15 protein-coding genes are annotated in these 19,826 nt (G+C 43.7%); 11 read left to right on the top strand and 4 right to left on the bottom strand.

What is annotated here, in order from left to right; translation table 11 throughout:
* Positions 1-140: 140 nt before the first annotated feature.
* The gene (locus AAFP11_RS19285; protein WP_341738515.1) at positions 141-5,309 is read left to right on the top strand and encodes an AAA family ATPase; all 5,169 of its coding nucleotides are present in this window, start codon (positions 141-143) and stop codon (positions 5,307-5,309) included.
* Positions 5,310-5,317: 8 nt separating this feature from the next.
* Positions 5,318-6,814 (top strand): response regulator, encoded by a 1,497-nt coding sequence (locus AAFP11_RS19280; RefSeq protein ID WP_341738513.1) that lies wholly within the window; start codon positions 5,318-5,320, stop codon positions 6,812-6,814.
* Between the two features lie 114 nt (positions 6,815-6,928).
* Here the strand turns inward: AAFP11_RS19280 and AAFP11_RS19275 are convergent, their stop codons facing one another.
* The gene (locus tag AAFP11_RS19275; protein ID WP_340517662.1) at positions 6,929-7,135 is read right to left on the bottom strand and encodes a hypothetical protein; all 207 of its coding nucleotides are present in this window, start codon (positions 7,133-7,135) and stop codon (positions 6,929-6,931) included.
* 199 nt (positions 7,136-7,334) lie between these two features.
* Between AAFP11_RS19275 and AAFP11_RS19270 the strand changes: the two genes are divergently transcribed.
* The 9 genes from AAFP11_RS19270 (at position 7,335) to AAFP11_RS19230 (ending at position 16,916) form a co-directional block, all read left to right on the top strand.
* Complete coding sequence (locus tag AAFP11_RS19270) at positions 7,335-7,745, top strand: peptide chain release factor 1 (protein ID WP_341738512.1); 411 nt, start codon at positions 7,335-7,337, stop codon at positions 7,743-7,745.
* A gap of 310 nt (positions 7,746-8,055) precedes the next feature.
* Positions 8,056-8,907: an ABC transporter permease gene (locus AAFP11_RS19265; protein WP_341738511.1), complete on the top strand. Its 852-nt coding sequence runs from the start codon at positions 8,056-8,058 to the stop codon at positions 8,905-8,907.
* A 104-nt stretch (positions 8,908-9,011) separates the two neighbouring features.
* On the top strand, positions 9,012-9,866 hold the full coding sequence (locus AAFP11_RS19260; protein WP_341738510.1) for an ABC transporter permease: 855 nt from the start codon (positions 9,012-9,014) through the stop codon (positions 9,864-9,866).
* A gap of 50 nt (positions 9,867-9,916) precedes the next feature.
* Positions 9,917-10,978 (top strand): spermidine/putrescine ABC transporter substrate-binding protein, encoded by a 1,062-nt coding sequence (locus AAFP11_RS19255; protein WP_341738509.1) that lies wholly within the window; start codon positions 9,917-9,919, stop codon positions 10,976-10,978.
* A 39-nt stretch (positions 10,979-11,017) separates the two neighbouring features.
* Positions 11,018-12,106: an ABC transporter ATP-binding protein gene (locus AAFP11_RS19250; protein WP_341738508.1), complete on the top strand. Its 1,089-nt coding sequence runs from the start codon at positions 11,018-11,020 to the stop codon at positions 12,104-12,106.
* A 324-nt stretch (positions 12,107-12,430) separates the two neighbouring features.
* Entirely contained in the window at positions 12,431-13,213 is a 783-nt protein-coding gene (locus AAFP11_RS19245; RefSeq protein ID WP_341738514.1) for a thiazole synthase, read from the top strand.
* A 69-nt stretch (positions 13,214-13,282) separates the two neighbouring features.
* Positions 13,283-13,450 carry a ssl1498 family light-harvesting-like protein gene (locus AAFP11_RS19240; protein WP_015177107.1) on the top strand — a complete coding sequence of 56 codons (168 nt, stop codon included), beginning with the start codon at positions 13,283-13,285 and terminating at the stop codon, positions 13,448-13,450.
* A 463-nt stretch (positions 13,451-13,913) separates the two neighbouring features.
* Positions 13,914-16,124, top strand: a complete 2,211-nt coding sequence (locus AAFP11_RS19235) for a hypothetical protein (protein WP_341738507.1) — start codon at positions 13,914-13,916, stop codon at positions 16,122-16,124.
* A gap of 93 nt (positions 16,125-16,217) precedes the next feature.
* On the top strand, positions 16,218-16,916 hold the full coding sequence (locus AAFP11_RS19230) for a response regulator transcription factor (RefSeq protein ID WP_340517675.1): 699 nt from the start codon (positions 16,218-16,220) through the stop codon (positions 16,914-16,916).
* Between the two features lie 219 nt (positions 16,917-17,135).
* On the opposite strand, the gene AAFP11_RS19225 is transcribed toward AAFP11_RS19230, so the two are convergent.
* The 3 genes from AAFP11_RS19225 to AAFP11_RS19215 form a co-directional block, all read right to left on the bottom strand.
* Positions 17,136-17,438 (bottom strand): IS200/IS605 family accessory protein TnpB-related protein, encoded by a 303-nt coding sequence (locus tag AAFP11_RS19225; protein ID WP_340517677.1) that lies wholly within the window; start codon positions 17,436-17,438, stop codon positions 17,136-17,138.
* Positions 17,439-17,768: 330 nt separating this feature from the next.
* The gene (gene hemG, locus AAFP11_RS19220; protein WP_341738506.1) at positions 17,769-19,214 is read right to left on the bottom strand and encodes a protoporphyrinogen oxidase; all 1,446 of its coding nucleotides are present in this window, start codon (positions 19,212-19,214) and stop codon (positions 17,769-17,771) included.
* Positions 19,215-19,486: 272 nt separating this feature from the next.
* Complete coding sequence (locus AAFP11_RS19215) at positions 19,487-19,732, bottom strand: DUF2811 domain-containing protein (RefSeq protein ID WP_340517738.1); 246 nt, start codon at positions 19,730-19,732, stop codon at positions 19,487-19,489.
* Positions 19,733-19,826 lie beyond the last annotated feature (94 nt).

The following is a 19,826-nucleotide window of genomic DNA, read 5'->3' as shown; positions in this document are numbered from 1 at the left end:
GGCTTTTGGAGCTTTGCCAAAGCACTGAAGAACCCCCCCAACCCCCCCTTGGTAAGGGGGGGCTTTTGGAGCTTTGCCAAAGCACTGAAGAACCCCCCCAACCCCCCCTTGGTAAGGGGGGGCTAAGAGAGCGAATTCCCGTGGGTAAGGGGGGGCTGTCGGCACTTTCTTCACCCCCCTTAGCAAGGGGGGCAGGGGGGGTCGAATTGATCCTGGTTTCAGGTTATTCGGGTATCGGCAAAACTGCGATCGTCAATGAAGTTCAGAAACCCATTGTACGCCAGCGCGGCTATTTTATATCTGGAAAATTCGACCAGTTTAAACGGAATATTCCTTACGCTTCTTTGATTCAAGCATTCCAATCATTAATTCGGCAGTTACTAACAGAAAGTGACGCATCTATCCAGACTTGGAAACAAAAACTGCTAACCGCTTTGGGAAGTAACGGGCAAGTTGTTGCAGACGTGATTCCCGAAGTCGAACTAATTGTTGGAAAACAGCCGGAAGTCCCGCAATTGGGGCCGACAGAATCGCAAAATAGATTTAATCGGGTGTTTAAACAATTCATCAGCGTGTTTGCTGCACAGTCACACCCGCTGGTGATTTTTCTGGACGATTTGCAGTGGGCTGATTCCGCATCACTGAAATTAATCGAACTGTTGATTACAGACTCAGATAGCAAATATTTACTAATTATTGGAGCTTATCGAGATAATGAAGTCAGTCCCACCCATCCGCTGATTCAAACCATAGAAAAAATCGCAGAAATACCACAACTAGGAATACAGCCAATTGTCAGCAACATCATTCTCGATCCTTTAGGTTTGAGTCATGTCCAAGAATTAATTGCGGATACTTTAGACTGTCAAATTACTCAAAAAATCAAGCTTTTGGCAGAGCTACTTTTTAACAAAACTCAAGGAAATCCCTTCTTTTTAACTCAGTTGCTTCGAGCTATACATCAAGAAAATCTGTTAGTTTACGACTTTCCATCTGGTGCGTGGCAGTGGGATCTCGAACACATCCAAGCCATTGGAATTACTGACTGCAATGTGGTGGAGTTAGTCGCTCGAAATATTAGAAAATTGCCTGGGGTGGCGCAGTCAGCCTTAAAATTAGCTGCTTGTATTGGCAACCAATTTAATTTAGAAGTGCTGGCAATTGTTAGCGAAAAATCTCAGAAGGAAACAGCATTAAATCTCTGGGATGCTCTTCAGGCAGGCTTGGTTTTGCCACTGAGCAACGATTACAAAATTCCGCTGGTTTTTGAAGGAGCAGAAACTGGGCTAGCTGGGCTGCAAGATGTGAAGGTTGATTACAAGTTTTTGCATGACAGAGTGCAGCAAGCAGCTTATTCTTTGATACCTGAAGAGCGGAAAAAAGAGACTCACCTAAAAATCGGTCAGTTGCTGCTACAAAATACTGCACCGTCAGCGCGGAAAGACAATATTTTTGCTCTGGTAAATCAACTGAATTTCGGAATCGATTTACTGACATCTGAATCGGAAAGATGCGATTTAGCTGAACTCAATTTGATAGCGGGTCAAAAAGCGAAGGCTGCGGCTGCTTTTGAAGCGGCTCTCAAGTATTTTAATCTGGGAATTGAAATCCTCAATTCTGTGTTTCGCCTGGGTGATAAAGAAAGTGAGGTAAACTCAAGTTGGCAGAGTCATTATAAGTTGACCCTGGCTCTTTATAGCGAGGCAATGGAAGCGGAATATCTTAATACTAATTTACAGCAAGCAGAAACTCTGGGCGAGTTAATCTTGCAGCAAGCTACTACTCAGCTAGATGCCGTAAAGGTATACGAGATTAAAATCCAAATGTATATAAACACCATGCAGTTGCTCAGAGCTCTGGATACTGGATTGCAAGCTTTGGAGATGATGGGTTTCCCTCTGGCAAAGATCCAAGAGTTGGCCGGCAATGAGGTGATACTACCTCAGTTTGAAGAGTTAGAAAACGTGCCAAAAATGACCGATCCGGAGCTGATTGCGGTAATTAAGTTACTGCAATCTATTATGACTCCCGCTTTCGGTACAAAACCAGAGATTGGCTTCCCAATTGTTGTCTCTCAAGTTAATCTCTGCATTCAAAGAGGTTATTCTGACATCGCTGCTTTGTCTTATGTTTGGTACGGTACGTTACTGTGTGCATTTGGAGAGATCGAAAAAGGATATCATGCAGGACAAATAGCTGTGAGATTGTTAGAGCAATTCGAGGCAAAGCCGCTAATCGGCCCCGTTTACAATATGTTTAACAGTTTTATCAGACCTTGGAAAGAACACGCTAAAGAAAGTTTAGCACCGTTACAGGAGGCGTTGCAAAATGGACTTGAGTTTGGCTCTCTGGACTATGTTGGCTATTGCGTTAATAATTATTGCATCTACCTGTTTTGGACTGGGGGGCTACTGGACTCGCTATTGAACAAGCAATTGTTATATGTAAATTTAACTGAAAAAATTGGCAATTCCTATGTGGCAATGGAAATCAATGTATTGAGACAACTAAATTTAAATTTGCAAGGTTTGGCAACTGACAAGTATCGGCTGATTGGAGAGGCAATTGATGAAGTAACTTTGCTGCCGCAGTTGCAAGCTGCCAATAATGGTTGGACGCTTTTTCATTTGTATTTACATAAAGGAATTCTCCTCTATTTGTTTAAAGATGGCGCGGGGGCTGTTACTAACATCTTGCAAGCACTAGAATACATTAAATCAATCATCGGGGTTATGTCGCTTGCCGTACACAATTTTTACTATTCACTGGCTTTATTAGCTGTATATCCAACTGCTGATACTAAGGAAGAATATTTGCGACAGGTGGAAGCCAATCAGGAAAAAATGCAAAATTGGGCTTTTCACGCACCGATGAATTACTTGCATAAATACGATTTGGTGGAGGCAGAAAAGGCGCGGGTGTTGGGGGAAAAAGAGAAAGCAATGGATTATTACGATCGCGCTATCGAAAATGCGGCCGCCCAGGGATACATTCAGGAAGAAGCTTTAGCCAATGAATTAGCCGCTGAGTTTTATCTCTCTCTCGGTAGGGAGAAAGTTGCGAAAACCTACATGACGGATGCTTATTACGGTTATATCCGCTGGGGTGCGAATGCAAAAGTTGCAGATTTGGAGAAACAATATCCGCAGTTAATTGTGCGGGCGCAACAAATTGACACTTCTTTAGGCAGTAATCATCACACTCTTACTGTGACTTCTACCATCGCCACGGGTAGTCAAAAAGCTTTAGATTTCGCTACAGTAATCAAAGCATCTCTGGCTATATCAGGCGAAATTGTTCTAGATTCTTTGCTAGAAAAATTGATGGGAATTTTGCTGGAAAATGCCGGGGCGCAAACTGGGTGTCTGATCGCCTCAAAATCCGGTGAGTTTGTTGTAGAAGCTGCGGGAGAAGTTGATGGCGATATGCGGGTGCTCTCAGGCGCGGGATTGGACTATGCGTATCCGCGATCGCTAATCAATTATGTCGATCGCACTCAGCAAGATGTCGTGTTAAATGACGCCCGCAGCGAAGCTATTTTCAACAATGACCCCTACATCGTTGAGCACCAGCCAAAATCGCTGTTATGCGCGCCGATCGTCTATCAAGGCAAATTAACCGCGATCCTATATCTGGAAAATAACTTAACAACCGGCGCTTTTACAGCCGATCGCTTGGAAGTTTTGAAGCTGCTTTCTTCCCAAGCTGCGATCGCCCTGGAAAATGCCCGTCTCTACGCTAATCTAGAAACAGCCAACCAAAAATTAGCCGAGTCCAACTTGACTCTCGAAGCAAAAGTTACACAGCGCACCCAAGAATTATCCGAAAAAAATACGTTGCTGTCTCAAGAAATTCAAGAAAGGCAAAAAGCCGAAGCAGCAGCACAATCTGCCAGTCGTGCCAAAAGTGAATTTTTGGCTAACATGAGCCACGAATTGAGAACACCATTAAACGGCATTTTAGGTTACGCTCAAATCTTCCAACGAGACAAACATTTGACCGAACAGCAACAAGATGGAATTCGGATTATTCACCGCTGTGGCGAACATTTGCTGGCTTTGATAGAGGATATTTTAGACCTTTCTAAAATCGAAGCGCGGAAGATGGAATTAAAACCGAAAGAGTTTAATTTGAGCGAATTTATTCAAGGCATAACTGCTATTTGTCGCATCCGGGCTAGCCAAAAAAACCTAGCTTTTAACTGCGAATATTTATCAGTCATTCCCAGGGCGATCGCTGCTGATGAAAAGAAGTTGCGACAAATTTTGATTAATTTGATCGGCAATGCAGTTAAGTTTACTGAAGTTGGCGGTGTTACTTTTAAAATTTCAGCAGGCGAAAGGACTTCAGTCCTCACCACAAACCTGACAAATGTTAAAATTCGCTTTCAAATCGAAGATACTGGTATTGGGATACCCGCTAATGAATTGTCAAAGATATTTGCGCCGTTTGAACAGGTGGGAAATACTCGACGCCACACGGAAGGAACTGGATTAGGATTAGCTATTAGCCACAAATTAGTGGAAATTATGGGCGGCGAATTGAAGGTAGAAAGCACTTTGGGACAAGGTAGTATTTTCTGGTTTGAATTGGAGCTAGCGGAAGTTAATTTAGACACAGATAACGATTGTTTTCCCCAAATAATTACGGGCTTTAAGGGCGCTAGCAAAACAATTTTGGTGGCTGATGACAAGTGGGAAAATCGCTCAGTTTTAGTGAATTTGCTCGAACCTTTGGGTTTTGAAACTATTGAGGCAATCGACGGGCAAGATTGTTTGAATAAAGCTCAGGAATTTCAGCCTGATTGCATTTTAATTGATTTGGTGATGCCGGTGATGGACGGATTTGAAGCGGTGCGACAACTTCGCAAGTTGCCTCAGTTGCAAGATGCGATCGCGATCGGCACTTCTGCTAGTGTTTATGAAGCTGAGAAGCAGGAAAGTTTGGCAGCCGGATGTAATGCTTTTCTCTCCAAGCCGATTCGAGTCGAGGAACTTTTAGATTGTCTGCAAGTTCATTTAGGTTTAGAATGGATCTACGAGGAATCAGAAAATCGGATTTCTGACTCTGAAGTATCCCAAGGATCATCGAAAATTCCAACTCAAGAAATGATTGCTCCTGAACCCACAGAAATAGCTATACTATTTGATTTAGCGATGATGGGAGACTTGGCAGGTATTCAAACGCAAGCAGAAAAACTGGAAAAACTTGATGTTAAATATGTGCCTTTTGCTAACTATTTAACTCAATTAGCTAGGGGATTTGAAGAAGAAAAAATTTTAGAGTTTGTGCAAAAATACAGGATTTAGTAAAAAAAATGAGCAGTTTACAGTGGGAACAAAATATCATATTAATTGTCGATGACAATCCCAATAATTTAGCAGTTCTGTTTGAGTTTTTGACAGCATCGGGATTTAAAGTTTTGGTGGCGAGAACGGGGGAGAGTGCTCTTACAAAAGCTGAGTATTCCCTGCCGGATTTGATTTTGCTGGATGTACTAATGCCTGGTATTGATGGGTTTGAAACTTGTCAGCATTTGAAAGCAAAGGATTCCACAAAAGATATCCCCATAATTTTCATGACAGCGCTGGATGAGACGGAAAATAAAGTAAAAGGGTTTGATTTAGGGGCGGTTGATTATGTTACTAAGCCGATTCAAAATGAAGAAGTTTTAGCTCGTGTCAAAGCACATTTGAGCATTCGTAACTTGACGAAAAAACTTCAAGCTCAAAATGAGCAGATGCAGCAGGAAATTGCCGATCGCGAACAAGCTCAAGTCAGCCTGCGACAACTAGCTGAGCAATTGGAAAAACGAGTAGCAGAACGCACTGCGGAACTTTCTGACACTAACGATCGGCTGAAACAAGAGGTTAAAGAGCGACAACAAGTGCAGGAAAATTTGCAGAAATCTCTGTTAGAACTCCAGCAGGCTCAAACTCTTCTAATTCAAAACGAAAAAATGTCAGCTTTGGGACAAATGGTAGCGGGTATTGCTCACGAAATTAACAATCCCGTGAATTTTATTTGCGGCAATCTCAACTACGTTCGCGACTATACTCAAGATATTTTGACTGTACTAAATCTTTACCAGAAGCACTATCCAGATCCACCAGTGGAAATAGAAACAAAATCAGAAGCGGTGGATCTACAATTCATTAAAAAAGATTTGATTAAGATGCTGGAGTCGATGCAGGTGGGAGGCGATCGCATTCGGGAACTCATTTTCTCTATGCGCTATTTTTCGCGGCAAGAAGGGCTAGAGATGAAACAAATTAACCTCCACGAAAGTATTGACAGTACGCTGATGATTTTGAAAAATAGGTTGAAGTTCAAGCCGAACCGCCCCACCATTGAGGTGATTAAAAAGTATTCTTCTCAGGTGGTAACTGTAGAGTGTTTGGGCGGCGAAATAAATCAGGTATTTATGAATATCTTGGCCAATGCGATCGATGCGATCGAAGAATTTAGTATTCAGGGAAATACTGATGAAATTAAACCAAACCCCTACCTGATTCAGATTAGCACTGAACTCAGTAAATACAACACAGTAACTATTAAAATTTCTGACAGCGGGGCGGGAATTAGCGAGGAAGTGCGGGGGAAAATATTTGACCCATTTTTTACTACGAAGCCGATCGGCAAAGGTACGGGAATTGGGCTGTCAATTAGCTGGCATATTGTAGTAGAAAAGCACGGGGGGATGTTGCGGTGCACTTCCATTCCGGGAAAAGGGACTGAATTTGCGATCGACTTACCAATTCAACAGCAAGTGCGAGAAATGGCCGCCTCCGGTTCCCAACCTGCGGGTTGTTAAAAGCTGCACGATCGATCGATTAAACGGCAATATTTTTAATTAGATCGGCTCTTTCATTAGGAGTAGCGATCGCCTTTTGTCACAGGCGATCGCTCTTTGATTCTCAGGTTAATTCTATTCAGGAAAATCAGGAATTACCCATTTGGGGGGTGCAGTCCGTTTTTTTCTCACCGCTTCCTCCGCTATCTCCAGGATTTTGTCGAGGGAAGTATTCTCAATAAAACTTGACGTTGCCGCTGCGTATTCCCGCTTCGGGCACTTGTCGCCCAAAACGCAGCCATTGACGCAAGCTACAGCACAATCGACACTGTTTTCCACCATAACTTTTTTCCTTGACGCTTCTAACAACTAAATAGATAGGTACTCTTGGTTAATTTGTCAAGAGACTTGCCTCTATCTTTATTTTACTTTACAAAGCACAATCAAAGGGCGATCGACTCAGGTAAATTACCGGAAAATTGGGTTTAAAGCCCCGTCTATGTCAATATAAAATCTAAGTAACCTACATAATCTCTAGCTCATGAGCGATTTTCTGCGCCGCTTAAAAATTTTACCTTGGCGAGAAATGCTGCAAATTGCCGCGATCGTCAACTTGACTGTTTTGGCAATAGAACTATTGTTAGCATGGAGTGCGATCGCGATTCCCCCCATCAGCAACGCTCTGATGTTACTCTACAGCTCCTCCCTAGGAACATTGATACCTGTAGTTACAGCCGTGGGAATAGGGGCCCTAGCGGTTTATTTTTTAGAATATTGGCAACAGCAATTTTTACTGAACCGAGCTAATTTGTGGCTGTTAGTTTTCTGTTTAGTCCTAGGTTTATTTTTCAAGTCTCTGTTGTTACCTCCATTTTTCATAAGTTTATCGGAAATTACACCCATAGCAGTTGCGGTGGGAGTTTTTTGGAAAGGTAGAGCTTATTGGAGATAGTTATGGGTTATTTGTTATGGGTTATTTGTTATTGGTTTGTAGCGACGACTGACTTCCTCAGAATAAATCACTAAATTCGTGACTAGAAACCTTGGGAACTAACTGGAAGAAGAAAGGATAAAATTAACTCAATTTCCTCTAAAATGTTTGCGATCATCCCTATTTTGTAAGGGCGAAGCATGACCGCTGTAAATCTCTGGCGCGAGCTAATAAATTGTCTGCGGTCATGCTTCGCCCCTAGGAATATATTTGCCAAACACAGATGCACCAAAATGTTGGGCATTGTCCACTGATTTTTTGAAACTTAATAATGACAGTCAAAACACGCCAACAGGCTAACCTATTGATCCTACTATTTCCGGCTACCGCCTGGTTGATAATTTTCTTCATTTTGCCTGTGCTAATTGTACTTTTGTACAGTTTCTTAGAACGGGGCACCTATGGTGGCGTTACTTGGATATTTACTCTCAGCAACTACCAAGGTTTGTTCAGCGGACTTTTCTGGGGGGTAATTGGTCGATCGCTCTGGCTACCTTTTCTGACAACTGTGGCTTGTCTTTTAGTTGGCTATCCCCTAGCATTCTTGATTGCTACCCGTTCTCCCCGCTGGCGAAATGCCTTACTTTTGCTCGTAATTATTCCATTTTGGACTAATTTTTTAGTCAGAACCTACGCCTGGATTATCCTGCTGCGAAGTGAAGGAGTGATTAACACAGCCTTGCAAACTTTGCATATTATTACCGAACCATTAAATTTGCTATTTACACCTTTCGCTGTGGCGATCGGTCTAATTTATGGTTATTTACCTTTCATGGTTCTGCCATTGTATTCTAGCATAGAACGATTTAATTTTTCATTAGTAGAAGCCGCTCAAGATTTGGGGGCTAATGATATTCGCACTTTTTGGCGTGTATTTTTGCCTTTGACTACTCGCGGGATTGTTGCAGGTTCGATTCTGGTTTTTGTCCCCGCCGTTGGTGCTTTCGTTACACCAGATATTTTGGGTGGTTCTAAAACAATGATGGTGGGAAATTTGATTCAAAATCAATTTTTAAAAGCCCGTGACTGGCCTTTTGGTTCGGCGCTTTCTATGCTATTGACAGTAATAGTATTGATTCCGGTATTGATTTATTTTCGCCTGTCTGATAAAACAGAAAGTTAACAATTAACTGTTGACTGTTAACTGTTGACTGTTGACTACGCTCATGGAACTGCAACTGACAACTGACAACTGACAACTGACAACTGACAACCGACAACTGACTAATGACTAAACTAGATTTACGTGTTCGGGCGATCGGCAAAAAGTGGCTTTGGATACAAGCTACACTAGCATTTGCCTTTCTCTATCTGCCCATTCTAATCTTAATTATTTACTCCTTCAATACCTCCAAATTTAACTCCATTTGGCGCGGTTTTACCCTCGATTGGTATCGCAGCTTATTCAGCGATGTCGGTACTCTCGGCATGGCTAGCAGTAGCAGTGCCGGAATTTGGACAGCACTCAACAACAGCTTACTGATTGCTACTATTTCGACTCTGCTAGCAACAGTTTTGGGTACAGCCATCGCCCTCGCACTGGAACGCTTTCATTTTCCGGGGCGCAAAGCAGTAGAAACTTTACTGTTTTTGCCGATAATTATGCCCGAAATTACGATCGGCATTTCGCTGCTAGTTTTCTTTACCCTAGTATTTCGCATCCTCGAAAATCTAACGGGAATTCGCCTCAATCTCGGTTTACCTACAGTAATTATCGGTCATGTTACCTTTAATATTTCATTTGTGACTATTACTGTCAGGGCCCGTTTGGCGGAACTAGATCCGATATTAGAACAAGCAGCTTTTGACTTGGGTGCTAACGAATGGCGGACTTTTTGGCGGATTACCCTACCTCTAATTTGGCCTAGTGTTTTTAGCGGGGCACTGCTAGCTTTTACTTTGTCTCTTGACGATTTCGTGGTGACATTTTTTACAACAGGTGTTGGTTCAATGACGCTACCGCTATTTGTTTATGGCATGATAAAATTTGCTGTAACACCAGCGATTAATGCGCTATCCACTTTGATGTTGTTGGCTTCGTTATTGCTGGTTTTATCCTCATTGAGAATGAAAAAAAGTTAAAAAAATGCTTTTTGTGTCATAATTAATTTCATGCGCGACTAACAAAACCTATGAAACGCCTGCTGACTTTATTATTTTTGTTTGTGATTAGTGCCTTAGTGCCTTTTGGCTGTAGCAGCCAAGGTGCTAACCAGCAACAAGTGCTCAGCATTTACAACTATGCGTCTTATATCGCCCCAGATGCGATCGCCCAATTCGAGAAAGAGAACAATGTCAAGATTCAATACGATACTTTCGAGAACAGCGACGCACTTTACGCCAAACTCAAACAGGGAAATCCCGGTTATGATGTCATATTTCCCGCAGATTACATGGTGAAAATTATGGCTAAAGAAAATTTACTGGAACCGCTGAATATTAATAACATCCCTAATCATAAAAACCTAGATAATAAATATATTAATCAAACCTTTGACCCTGGCAATAAATATTCTTTCCCCTATCAGTGGGGGACAATGGGCATTGGCTACAATCTCAAGGTAACTAAGGGCGAAATTAATAGTTGGGCATCAATGTTCGACTCGAAATATGCGGGAAAAATTGCATGGCAAGATGATGCTAGATACACTTTTGCTGGGCTTTTGATTTATTTAGGATTCGATCCAAATACAACTAATCCTGAAGAAATTAACAAAGCCCGTGATTTGTTGATAAAAAATAAAAATTTGATTGCTGCTTTTGTCCCCGATACTGGTCAAACTATCTTAGATCAAGGCGAAGTAAATCTGACAATGGAATGGAGTGGCGATATCTTCCAAGTTATGAAAGAGAATCCTAACCTCCGCTATGCTATTCCGAAAGAAGGAACTATTATCTTTTCTGACAATATGGCTATTCCCAAAGGCGCTGTTCACAAAGAGTTAGCAGAGAAATTTATTAACTTTATTTTGCAGCCAGAAGTAGGGGCTAAAATTTCTAATTTTACTCACTTTGGTTCGCCGAATAAAGTAGCAATAGATAAAGGTTTAATCGACCCGCAAGATTTAAAAAATCCTCAAATATATCCCAAGGCCGAGGTGTTTGCTAAAATGAAATTCTTGCAGGATGTCGGGAAAGCCACTGCATTGTACGATCGAGCTTGGACTGAAGTGAAAGCAGGTGCAGGGAAATAAAATCATGGAATTGCTCTACTAGAGGGAATTTTTAACACAATGCACGCCGTAGAACTCCGGGAAATTTCCAAAGTATTTAAAACTGTTCGCAGCGAAGATTTTTTGGCTGTAGATAACATCAATTTGCAGATTGAAAAAAAAGAGTTTTTTTCTTTACTCGGCCCTTCGGGCTGCGGAAAAACTACTACTTTGCGAATGATTGCGGGATTTGAAATGCCGACTACGGGGGAAATTTATATTCACGGTGAAGCGATCCAAAATCAATTGCCATTTCATCGTCCTGTGAATACAGTATTTCAAAACTATGCTTTGTTTCCACACATGACAGTAGCACAAAATGTTGCTTTTGGGTTGGAAATGGAAAATTTATCGAAGCAAACAATTCGCGATCGCCTTGCAGAAGTGTTAAATTTAGTGCAGTTAAATGATTTAGAAAAACGCTATCCCCGCCAACTGTCAGGGGGACAACAGCAACGAGTAGCATTAGCCAGGGCCTTAGTCAAACAGCCTGCGGTTTTGCTTTTGGATGAACCTCTGGGGGCACTGGATTTAAAATTGCGAAAAGAGATGCAATTAGAATTGAAAAAAATTCAGCGCAGGTTGGGGATTACGTTTATTTATGTGACTCACGATCAGGAAGAGGCGTTAACGATGTCGGACAGAATTGCGGTGATGGATGGAGGAAAATTGCAACAAGTGGGAACGCCTGTTGAGATTTATGAATATCCACAAACGCGGTTTGTTGCTGAGTTTATCGGTGAGAGTAATTTCTTGACTGGCCGTGTTGTGTCCAAGGAAAGTGGTACAATTACAGTGTTAGTTGACCAACACTTGCCTGTGTTAGTTGCTACCACTGACGAGCTGCCGGCAGGAAAGGTTGTCACCTTGGTTTTACGACCTGAAAAAGTTGCTATTTATCCGGCTAATTATGAGGCTGAAAATACTTGGCCGGGAACTGTAACAGAGGTGGTTTATATTGGCACTGATACGCGGTATACGGTGCAGTTAACTACGAAAAGCTCGATCGCGATTCGGAGACAAAATTTACACAGAGATGACTTGCAGCGGCACAAAATGGGCGATCGGGTGCAAGTGGCTGTCTCGCCAGACAGTATTTGTATTTTGTGAAGTTTTATAAAAAGTGCGGAGACTTGTTTCTTTGCCAAATGTCAAGAGCAAAAAAAATTAGGGAGAAATTGAAAAATGAAAGATGCTTTTAATGAATTCAAAGAAATTATACAAACTGGCTTAAAAAATAATATGCCACGAGATGCTAAATTGATTACAGTTGGGCAAATTATTCATGCAGTTACCCGCGACGAGCTGACAAATAAAGAAGGTTGGCTGCTGGAAGAGATGATGGGTGGTAGAACAGAGTGGGAAGATGCTCTTGAGTTCAGTATTTGTGACTATCCAGTAGATGTCACAACTCCATCTTTTGACAAACCTCTAATGATTGCTGGCAAAACTTTTCATTCTCGTTTAATGACTGGTACGGGAAAATATCGCAGCATTGCAGAAATGCAGCAAAGTGTGGATGCTAGTAGGTGTGAAATTGTGACTGTGGCTGTGCGGCGCGTGCAAACCAATGCTCCTGGTCATGAAGGATTGGCGGAAGCTCTGGATTGGACTAAAATTTGGATGTTGCCCAATACTGCGGGTTGTCAAACTGCGGATGAGGCGATTAGGGTGGCTCGTTTGGGTAGGGAAATGGCGAAGCTTTTGGGCCAGGAAGATAATAATTTTGTGAAGTTAGAAGTGATTCCTGATGCTAAATATTTGCTACCTGATCCGATCGGCACTTTGGAAGCAGCAGAAAAATTAGTCAAGGAAGGTTTTGCTGTTTTGCCTTACATCAATGCCGATCCCCTGTTGGCAAAACGCCTCGAAGAAGTTGGTTGTGCGACTGTGATGCCTTTAGGTTCCCCCATCGGTTCGGGACAAGGAATCAACAATGCTGCCAATATTCAAATAATTATTGACACCGTAAAGATTCCTGTGGTGGTGGATGCGGGGATCGGGACACCTAGTGAAGCTGCACAAGCAATGGAAATGGGCGCTGATGCACTCTTAATTAATTCGGCGATCGCCAATGCCCAAAATTCTCCAGCAATGGCAAAAGCAATGGGAATGGCGGCGGAAGCAGGGCGTTTAGCGTACTTAGCAGGCAGAATGCCGATCAAAGATTATGCGATCGCTTCTTCTCCCCAAACAGGTACTGTAACCTCAAAATAAATTATTCAATTTTCGTGGTCACTTTTTTGGTAGAGTTGTAAACATCAAAAATACTAAGGATTGTGACTAATGCCTTACATCAAGGATGACGATGGACGCTTGAACAACTTTGCTAAAGAGCCAAAGGTGTATGAAGCCGTACCTCCCAATAAAAACCAGCAACGAAACTACATCATCATGGGTATTGCAGCGGCGATGTTAGTTGCAGGTTTGGTGTTTGTGGCTGCTTCTGTCTAGAAACAGGGCTGAGATTCAAAGCTGATTCAAATCCCGATTTTAAATAACTCTTGAGAAAACCATGTTTCTAGACAAATGGAAACATGGTTTTTGTGCTTCATTGACAAGCAGGAAGTGGCAAAAGTCCTGAGCAACGCGACACTAGCTGAAAGACTACATAAGACCAAAAGCATTAGAAACGAAAAAATCAGGAGGGTGCATCTGTGTTTGGCAAATATATTCGTAGGGGCGAAGCATGACCGCTGTAAATCTCTGGTTATCACTAATAAATTGTCGGCGGTCATGCTTCGCCCTTACACAATTGGGATGCTCCCAATCAGGACGGGGTTGGGACCTGAATTTTAGGTCAAAAATATACAATAGCTAGTTGAAAATCTACCCTAAACAAGCTCCCGGATTTACCTGTGGGCATAAATCTAAAATCTAAAATCTAAAATCTAAAATCTAAAATCGCCAGACTCTGATGTCTATTCCTTCCCAAAAAGTTTCTAGCTCGAACAAGCTGATTTACCAACGCTTGAAACAGGCACTTGAACTGAATTTGCGCCGTCAAATTTTTATCGCCGCCTGCGATGACTTGTGCTTGCGGGACTGTCTAGCAGCCCGCTTAGAGGCAGAATTGACTGCTACAGCCACCGGCGAAAGATTTCGATCGCCGATCGCAATTCCCCGATTTGTCAGCTTGCAACTCAACCTGGGCGATCCGAATCCTTGGGGTGCGATCGCCGCATGGTTGACCGAAAATCCACCGCCCCAAAATTCGCGCAGCTACAGCCCCTTGCCGGGATTTCAAATTTTGGGAGCCGAACACCTGACTCGGCACTCAGCGGCCGTCCAGTGGTCTTTCCTGAGCCATTTGAGAGACATCGAAACCCACTTGCAAGTGTGGGAGTCCACTCTGTTGCTGTGGGTGTCGCGACCTTGGCTGAGTTCGATCGAACAGTCAGCCCCGGAATTTTGGCACTGGCGAACCGGAGTATTTGAGTTTGAAGGAGAACCAACACCCTCCCCCCGCCATTGGGACTTCGGAGAGCGGCTGGAATTGGGCGAGGAATTTTTAAGTTCCCAGTCTGGAGAATCCCAAGTTTCCAGTTCCCTATCTCCTGTTACAAATTCTCCCTTAGTAACTCCCAATTCTCCATCCACAACATCCAACTCTCAGTCTATTGAACTAGCAGATTTAGCGCTACCAACACCGGCCCAGGAGTTGACCACTTACAATCGGGCCGCCGAGGCGGAAAATGTGCAGCAGTTGCAAACTCTGCAATACATTGAACTGTTGCAAGAAAATCAATGTTCCTCCGAATCCTTGGCTTTGGCTTATCAATGTTTGGGGAATTTCTACCGCGATCGCATTCAAGCCGGAGACGCTTCTTGGCAAAACTTAACCATTGCCATTGGTGCGATCGAACAAGTGATTCAATACCTACAAATAGATCCCCACGAACACCAAAATCAACCACCAAATCCCAAATGCACGCTACTAATTGACGAATTTAAACACCACTTAAGTCAATATATTCAGGAGTCAAATAACCTACTGCCAATTTCCGATTTGTGCAACGACCTCGGCACTCTCTACTGGATGTTATCTCGCCTGCAACCAAGCTATACCGAAGCAAATGGCACCGAGGAACCCACGACTTTAGATCCAGTATTTTGCTTGTTTCGCAGCATTGGCATCTACCGAGAAGGTTTAAACAAAAAAGATGGGTCTTTGACACTGCAAACCCGTGCCCGATTAAATAAAAATTTGGGCATCGCCTTGGCTGATTTAGCCCGCTATCAAGACAAAACCGAAAACTTGCAGCAAGCAGTTACAGCCTACCAGCAAGCACTCCTGGATATTGACTCCCGGACGGAACCTCAACAGTATGCAGCGGCTCAGAATAATTTGGCGACAGCATACTGGAGTTTAGCTCAAGATGGTCAGCCGATCGTCTACCTCAAAAGTGCGATCGCCGCTTACTCCCAGGCCCTCATCTGCTACAATCCATCTACAGAACCCCTCAACTATGCAGGAGTGCAAAACAACATTGGTACGGCGTGCTGGAACCTCGCCCAGCATCAACCGGAAGAAATTCTGCTGGTAAGGGCGATCGCGGCCTATCGCGAAGCCTTAAAATACCGCACCAGAGAATTAGCCCCCGCTGCCGCTGCCGCCACTCAAAACAATCTCGGTACAGCTTATTGGCATTTGGCCAACCACTTCCAGCAACAACGCGCTCGGACAGAATCCTTGCAGCAGGCAATTTTAGCCTACGAAACTGCCCTGGATATCGCCTCGCAGCTCGATCGCACCCAACTCACCTTTGACACCTTAGCCGCTCGCAGCAATCTGGGACTAGCCCACTATCAACTAGCTACAGACCCTGATTTCGCCGCCAACAAAGCCGCACAGACACAGCATTTAGAAGCAGCACTGCACCACCAGTTACAAGTTTGCGCCGCCTGGGAACAGCATCTTCAGGACCAAGAGTTAACATATGGAGATAAACTAAATTTACAACCAGACGATGCCAACTCCCAAGCGAGCGATGGTCGGCAAACAGCTTTGAGCTATATTGTCAAAACGATTAGAGCTTTCTATAGTGAATGTGGGCTGCCCGGCCAAAACTTAGCCTTATCCAAAGTTCCAGGAGATTTGTTGCCGGAAATTTTGCGTAGGTTATAACTATTAAAAGCTGAATTTTTCCCAGATATGTATCCAGTTTTCTATTATTATGGTTAAACATTCTGCCCTAATTATTCAAACAAAATTGTGGTCATGACCCCAGAAAAAATCCTTGTGGTTGATGACGACCCGGCAATCCGAAATTTAATTCACCGTTTTTTAAGTCAGCAAGGTTATCAAGTTGAGTCTGGCGAGGACGGTCACACTGGTATGGAATTATTCAAGCAATTTAATCCTAAATTAGTGATTTTGGATGTAAATTTACCAGATACCACCGGCTACAGTTTGTGTAAACAAATGCAAAAGGAGACGGGCGTTTTTGTAGTCATGCTAACTAGCCGCACCGATGAACATGACAAGGTGATAGCCTTTGACTGCGGTGCTGACGACTACATTACTAAACCTTTTAGTCTTGTAGAGATTAAAATTCGCGTAGCAGCTCTTTTGAGGCGGTTGCGCCAGCAAAAAAATTCAGAGGAACCTGAAAGCCGTGTCTTCGGAAAGCTGGCTATAGATCCCTTAAGTCGGGTGGTGACTCTCGGTGGCCAGATAGTTGCTTTGACTGCACTGGAATTCGATTTGTTGTACTGTTTGGCCAGCAAACCAGGTCGCGTGTGGAGGCGTGCGGAATTGCTACAAGAAGTCTGGGACTATGAGTATGTAGGAGCCGATCGCGTAGTCGATGTCCATATCGGTCAAATTCGTCGCAAAATCGAACCCGATAGTAATCAAAATTCCATGATTCAAACCGTGCGGGGCGTGGGCTACAAATTTGTTGAGACAAGCAGCTAGAAAGTGTCAAGACCGTTCGTGTTAAACTGAACAAATCTTCATTTGCTCAGTTTAACACTTAATAAAGGTGTTACCTTTAAAGGTGCAACGGCTGCACTCGCTATCCCTTCTACTGTATAGGCATTAGGGAATACTTTTCTAGTGATTTGTAAGGAACCATTAACGTCAGCATTGAGTTTGACTCCTGACTGAGATCGAAACAAGCCTCTCTTGACACGTTTACCCAGGTAGGTATTGTGTTTGCGGGGTGTTTCTAAATCTAAAGCACTCGTCTTTGAGGTATAAGATTCTGAGCGTGACTACGACTTTGATTCCTGCTAATTGACATTTATATGCGATTTGGTCAATTAATCTTGCATGGGGAATCTGCGTGAATGACTGATTATTTCTTTTACCTATATTCAGATTCTGTTTCCAGTTCTCATTCTTACCAATTACTAAGATACCAATGATATAAGTCGGTGAGACTATATTTCTTACTACTAGCAAAGAAGTATTGACGACAGATGTAATTAGCTGCATTGTAGAGATTCTTAGATAAGAAAGATAGTCGATCTATGGACTGCCAATGCTGATGGGATTGTTTAATGATGTGTCTCTCTACTAAAATCATTCTCTCAAGAGATTTGTAAAGGTTTTACCACAAATGTTGAGTTATTTTGCTTGCTGCTCGCTACCCTCGAATTCCTCCGTGGGTGCATCTGTGTTTTGTAAATATATTCGTAGGATGCTCTAGCATGACCGCAGACAATTTATTAGTTATAACCATAGATTTACTGCGGTCATGCTATACCCCATACAAAATCGGGATGCTCCCTCCTCCGTGGGGTCTGTTTCTTCACCAAAAATCCCTTAGCTGGTTTCTTGTAAATATTTGCTAACTTCGATCGCCCTTTCCAAACCCAGCCGCACACAATCTCCCAAAGCCACCCCGCCAACGTAATTACTACACAAATACATCCCTGGCAAAGATTTTAAGCCTCGATCGATCTGTTGGAGGCGATCGAGATGCCCCAAATTATACTGAGGAATCGCCTGTTTCCAGAGCTTCACCGCCAACACCTTCGGCTGTGGCACATTCGGTTTGAGCAAGATGCGAGACAAATCTCGATGCACCTCGGCCACAATTTCTTCGGGGTCAAGATTGCCAATACCCGAATCCGTAGCCCCACCGATGTAACTCGTCAGAGTTTGCCAACCCGCCGGCGCGCGCGAGGCAAATAAACTGGAAGTCCAAATCGTTCCCAGAGTGCGAATTCCCTGCCCCCTCGGAATTAAATTTCCAAATCCCACCAGTTTACCCTTGACATCCGACACCGGATATGCTAACACAACACAGGCAACAGTAGGGTAAGTAAAAGCTTGTAAAATGCTACTAACTTCCGGTTGCAGAGATTGCAGCAAATCCGCGGCCACATAAGCAGGCGTTGTCAGCACCACAGTCCGAGTCTCAACTTGTTGCGGCCCGTCGGGGGTAGAGAATTGGGCAATATAAGTTTTATGTTCAGTACGCTGCAAACCTGTCAGATGCCAATTCAGTTTCAGGCGATCGCCCAAGGAAGCAGCGATCGCCTCTGGCAGAGCCTTCAGCCCCCCTTTAAACGAACCCAGCTCCCCCGGCTTAGTCTGAGGAATATTCGGGTCTGGAGGCATTTTTTTCGGCCGTTTCCTGGCAGAAAGCAGCGCCCCGGCCACCAGCCCGCCACCAGCATCAGCCATCTTTGTCACCCGGCCAAAAGCAGCCGCCGCGCTAAGTTGTTGAGGATCGCCGGCATAAACCCCAGACACAAAGGGCTCCACCAATCGCTGCATCACTTCCGTACCCAGATGTCGCCGGAAAAACTGAGAAACAGTTTCCTCCTCACCCTGCTGCGAAAGTGTAGCACCCATTGCCGGAGCCACAAACCCCAAAGCCCCGAACAGAGCCCGCAGTTTCCCCGGAAAACTCAGCAACCCAGACTGAATAATCGCCCCAGGAGTCATCGGCACAGGTTGCAGCTTATTTTGCCAATATACAAACCGAGGCAATTGGCGATCGGCAAAAATCAACTCCTGCTTCAGCCCCACATCCACAGCCAACTTCATCAATTCCGGCGTCGGCGAAAAACTATTCGGGCCCTCCTCCCACAGAAACCCATGCCCTGTAGAAGTTGTGATATTCCCGCCCACACGTCCCTGACTCTCAGCAACTAAAATCTTCAGCGGATCTCCAGTCTTTGCTTCCTTGTGCAGCGCGTGGGCCAGACTCAAGCCGGTAATACCAGCACCCACAATCAAGGTGTCTACTCGGTTCGTCATTGGTAAATGCTAATTGGTAACTACTAATTGTTGAGTAACCCGTAGTTGGAGTACATCGGAATAAATCACAATATCCCATTACAGTTCACTTTTGCAACTCCTCTATAAGCGCTTCCTTCAGCTTGTGGGACGACATACTCCGTTAGTCAACCTCAGAAAATCGTCAACTTACTCAGAGAACCATTTTAGCGTAATCGATGAAGACGCTTAGGGAAGTTTAAGTTTCAACCCCGCCCTATAAGTGCCACGCCAAATCAGAGATGTTAAGCGTGCTATACATTATTGCTGTGCAAGTCTTGAGGGGACTGAAACAGCGTCTCCAGATAAACTCTTGCCGCTTGGCGATAGCTACGGGAAGCCTCCGGGGTGCCACTGTCGGCATTCTGCAACAAAAACAGCGACAAGGAAGCACAGAAAACTCGGTCTAGATCCCATTCAGGATGAGTTTCCAAGTAGGTTTTGAGGGAATCATGCAGCGTTTCGGGAATTTCGGCAAAAATACTGACTGTTGGGTTCATCATTTTTTTTAGTCTCGCTAATAAATTGAAAATAGAACCCACCTTTCGGCCGGATACAGGTCTAGACACTGCCGAAACCAGAGTATTTTTTTTA

The sequence above is a fragment of the Microcoleus sp. CAWBG640 genome (genome assembly GCF_020883015.1).
GTDB lineage: Bacteria > Cyanobacteriota > Cyanobacteriia > Cyanobacteriales > Microcoleaceae > Microcoleus > Microcoleus anatoxicus.
The sequence above is the reverse complement of the archived record's forward strand: the minus strand, read 5'-3'. Positions and strand labels throughout refer to the sequence as shown.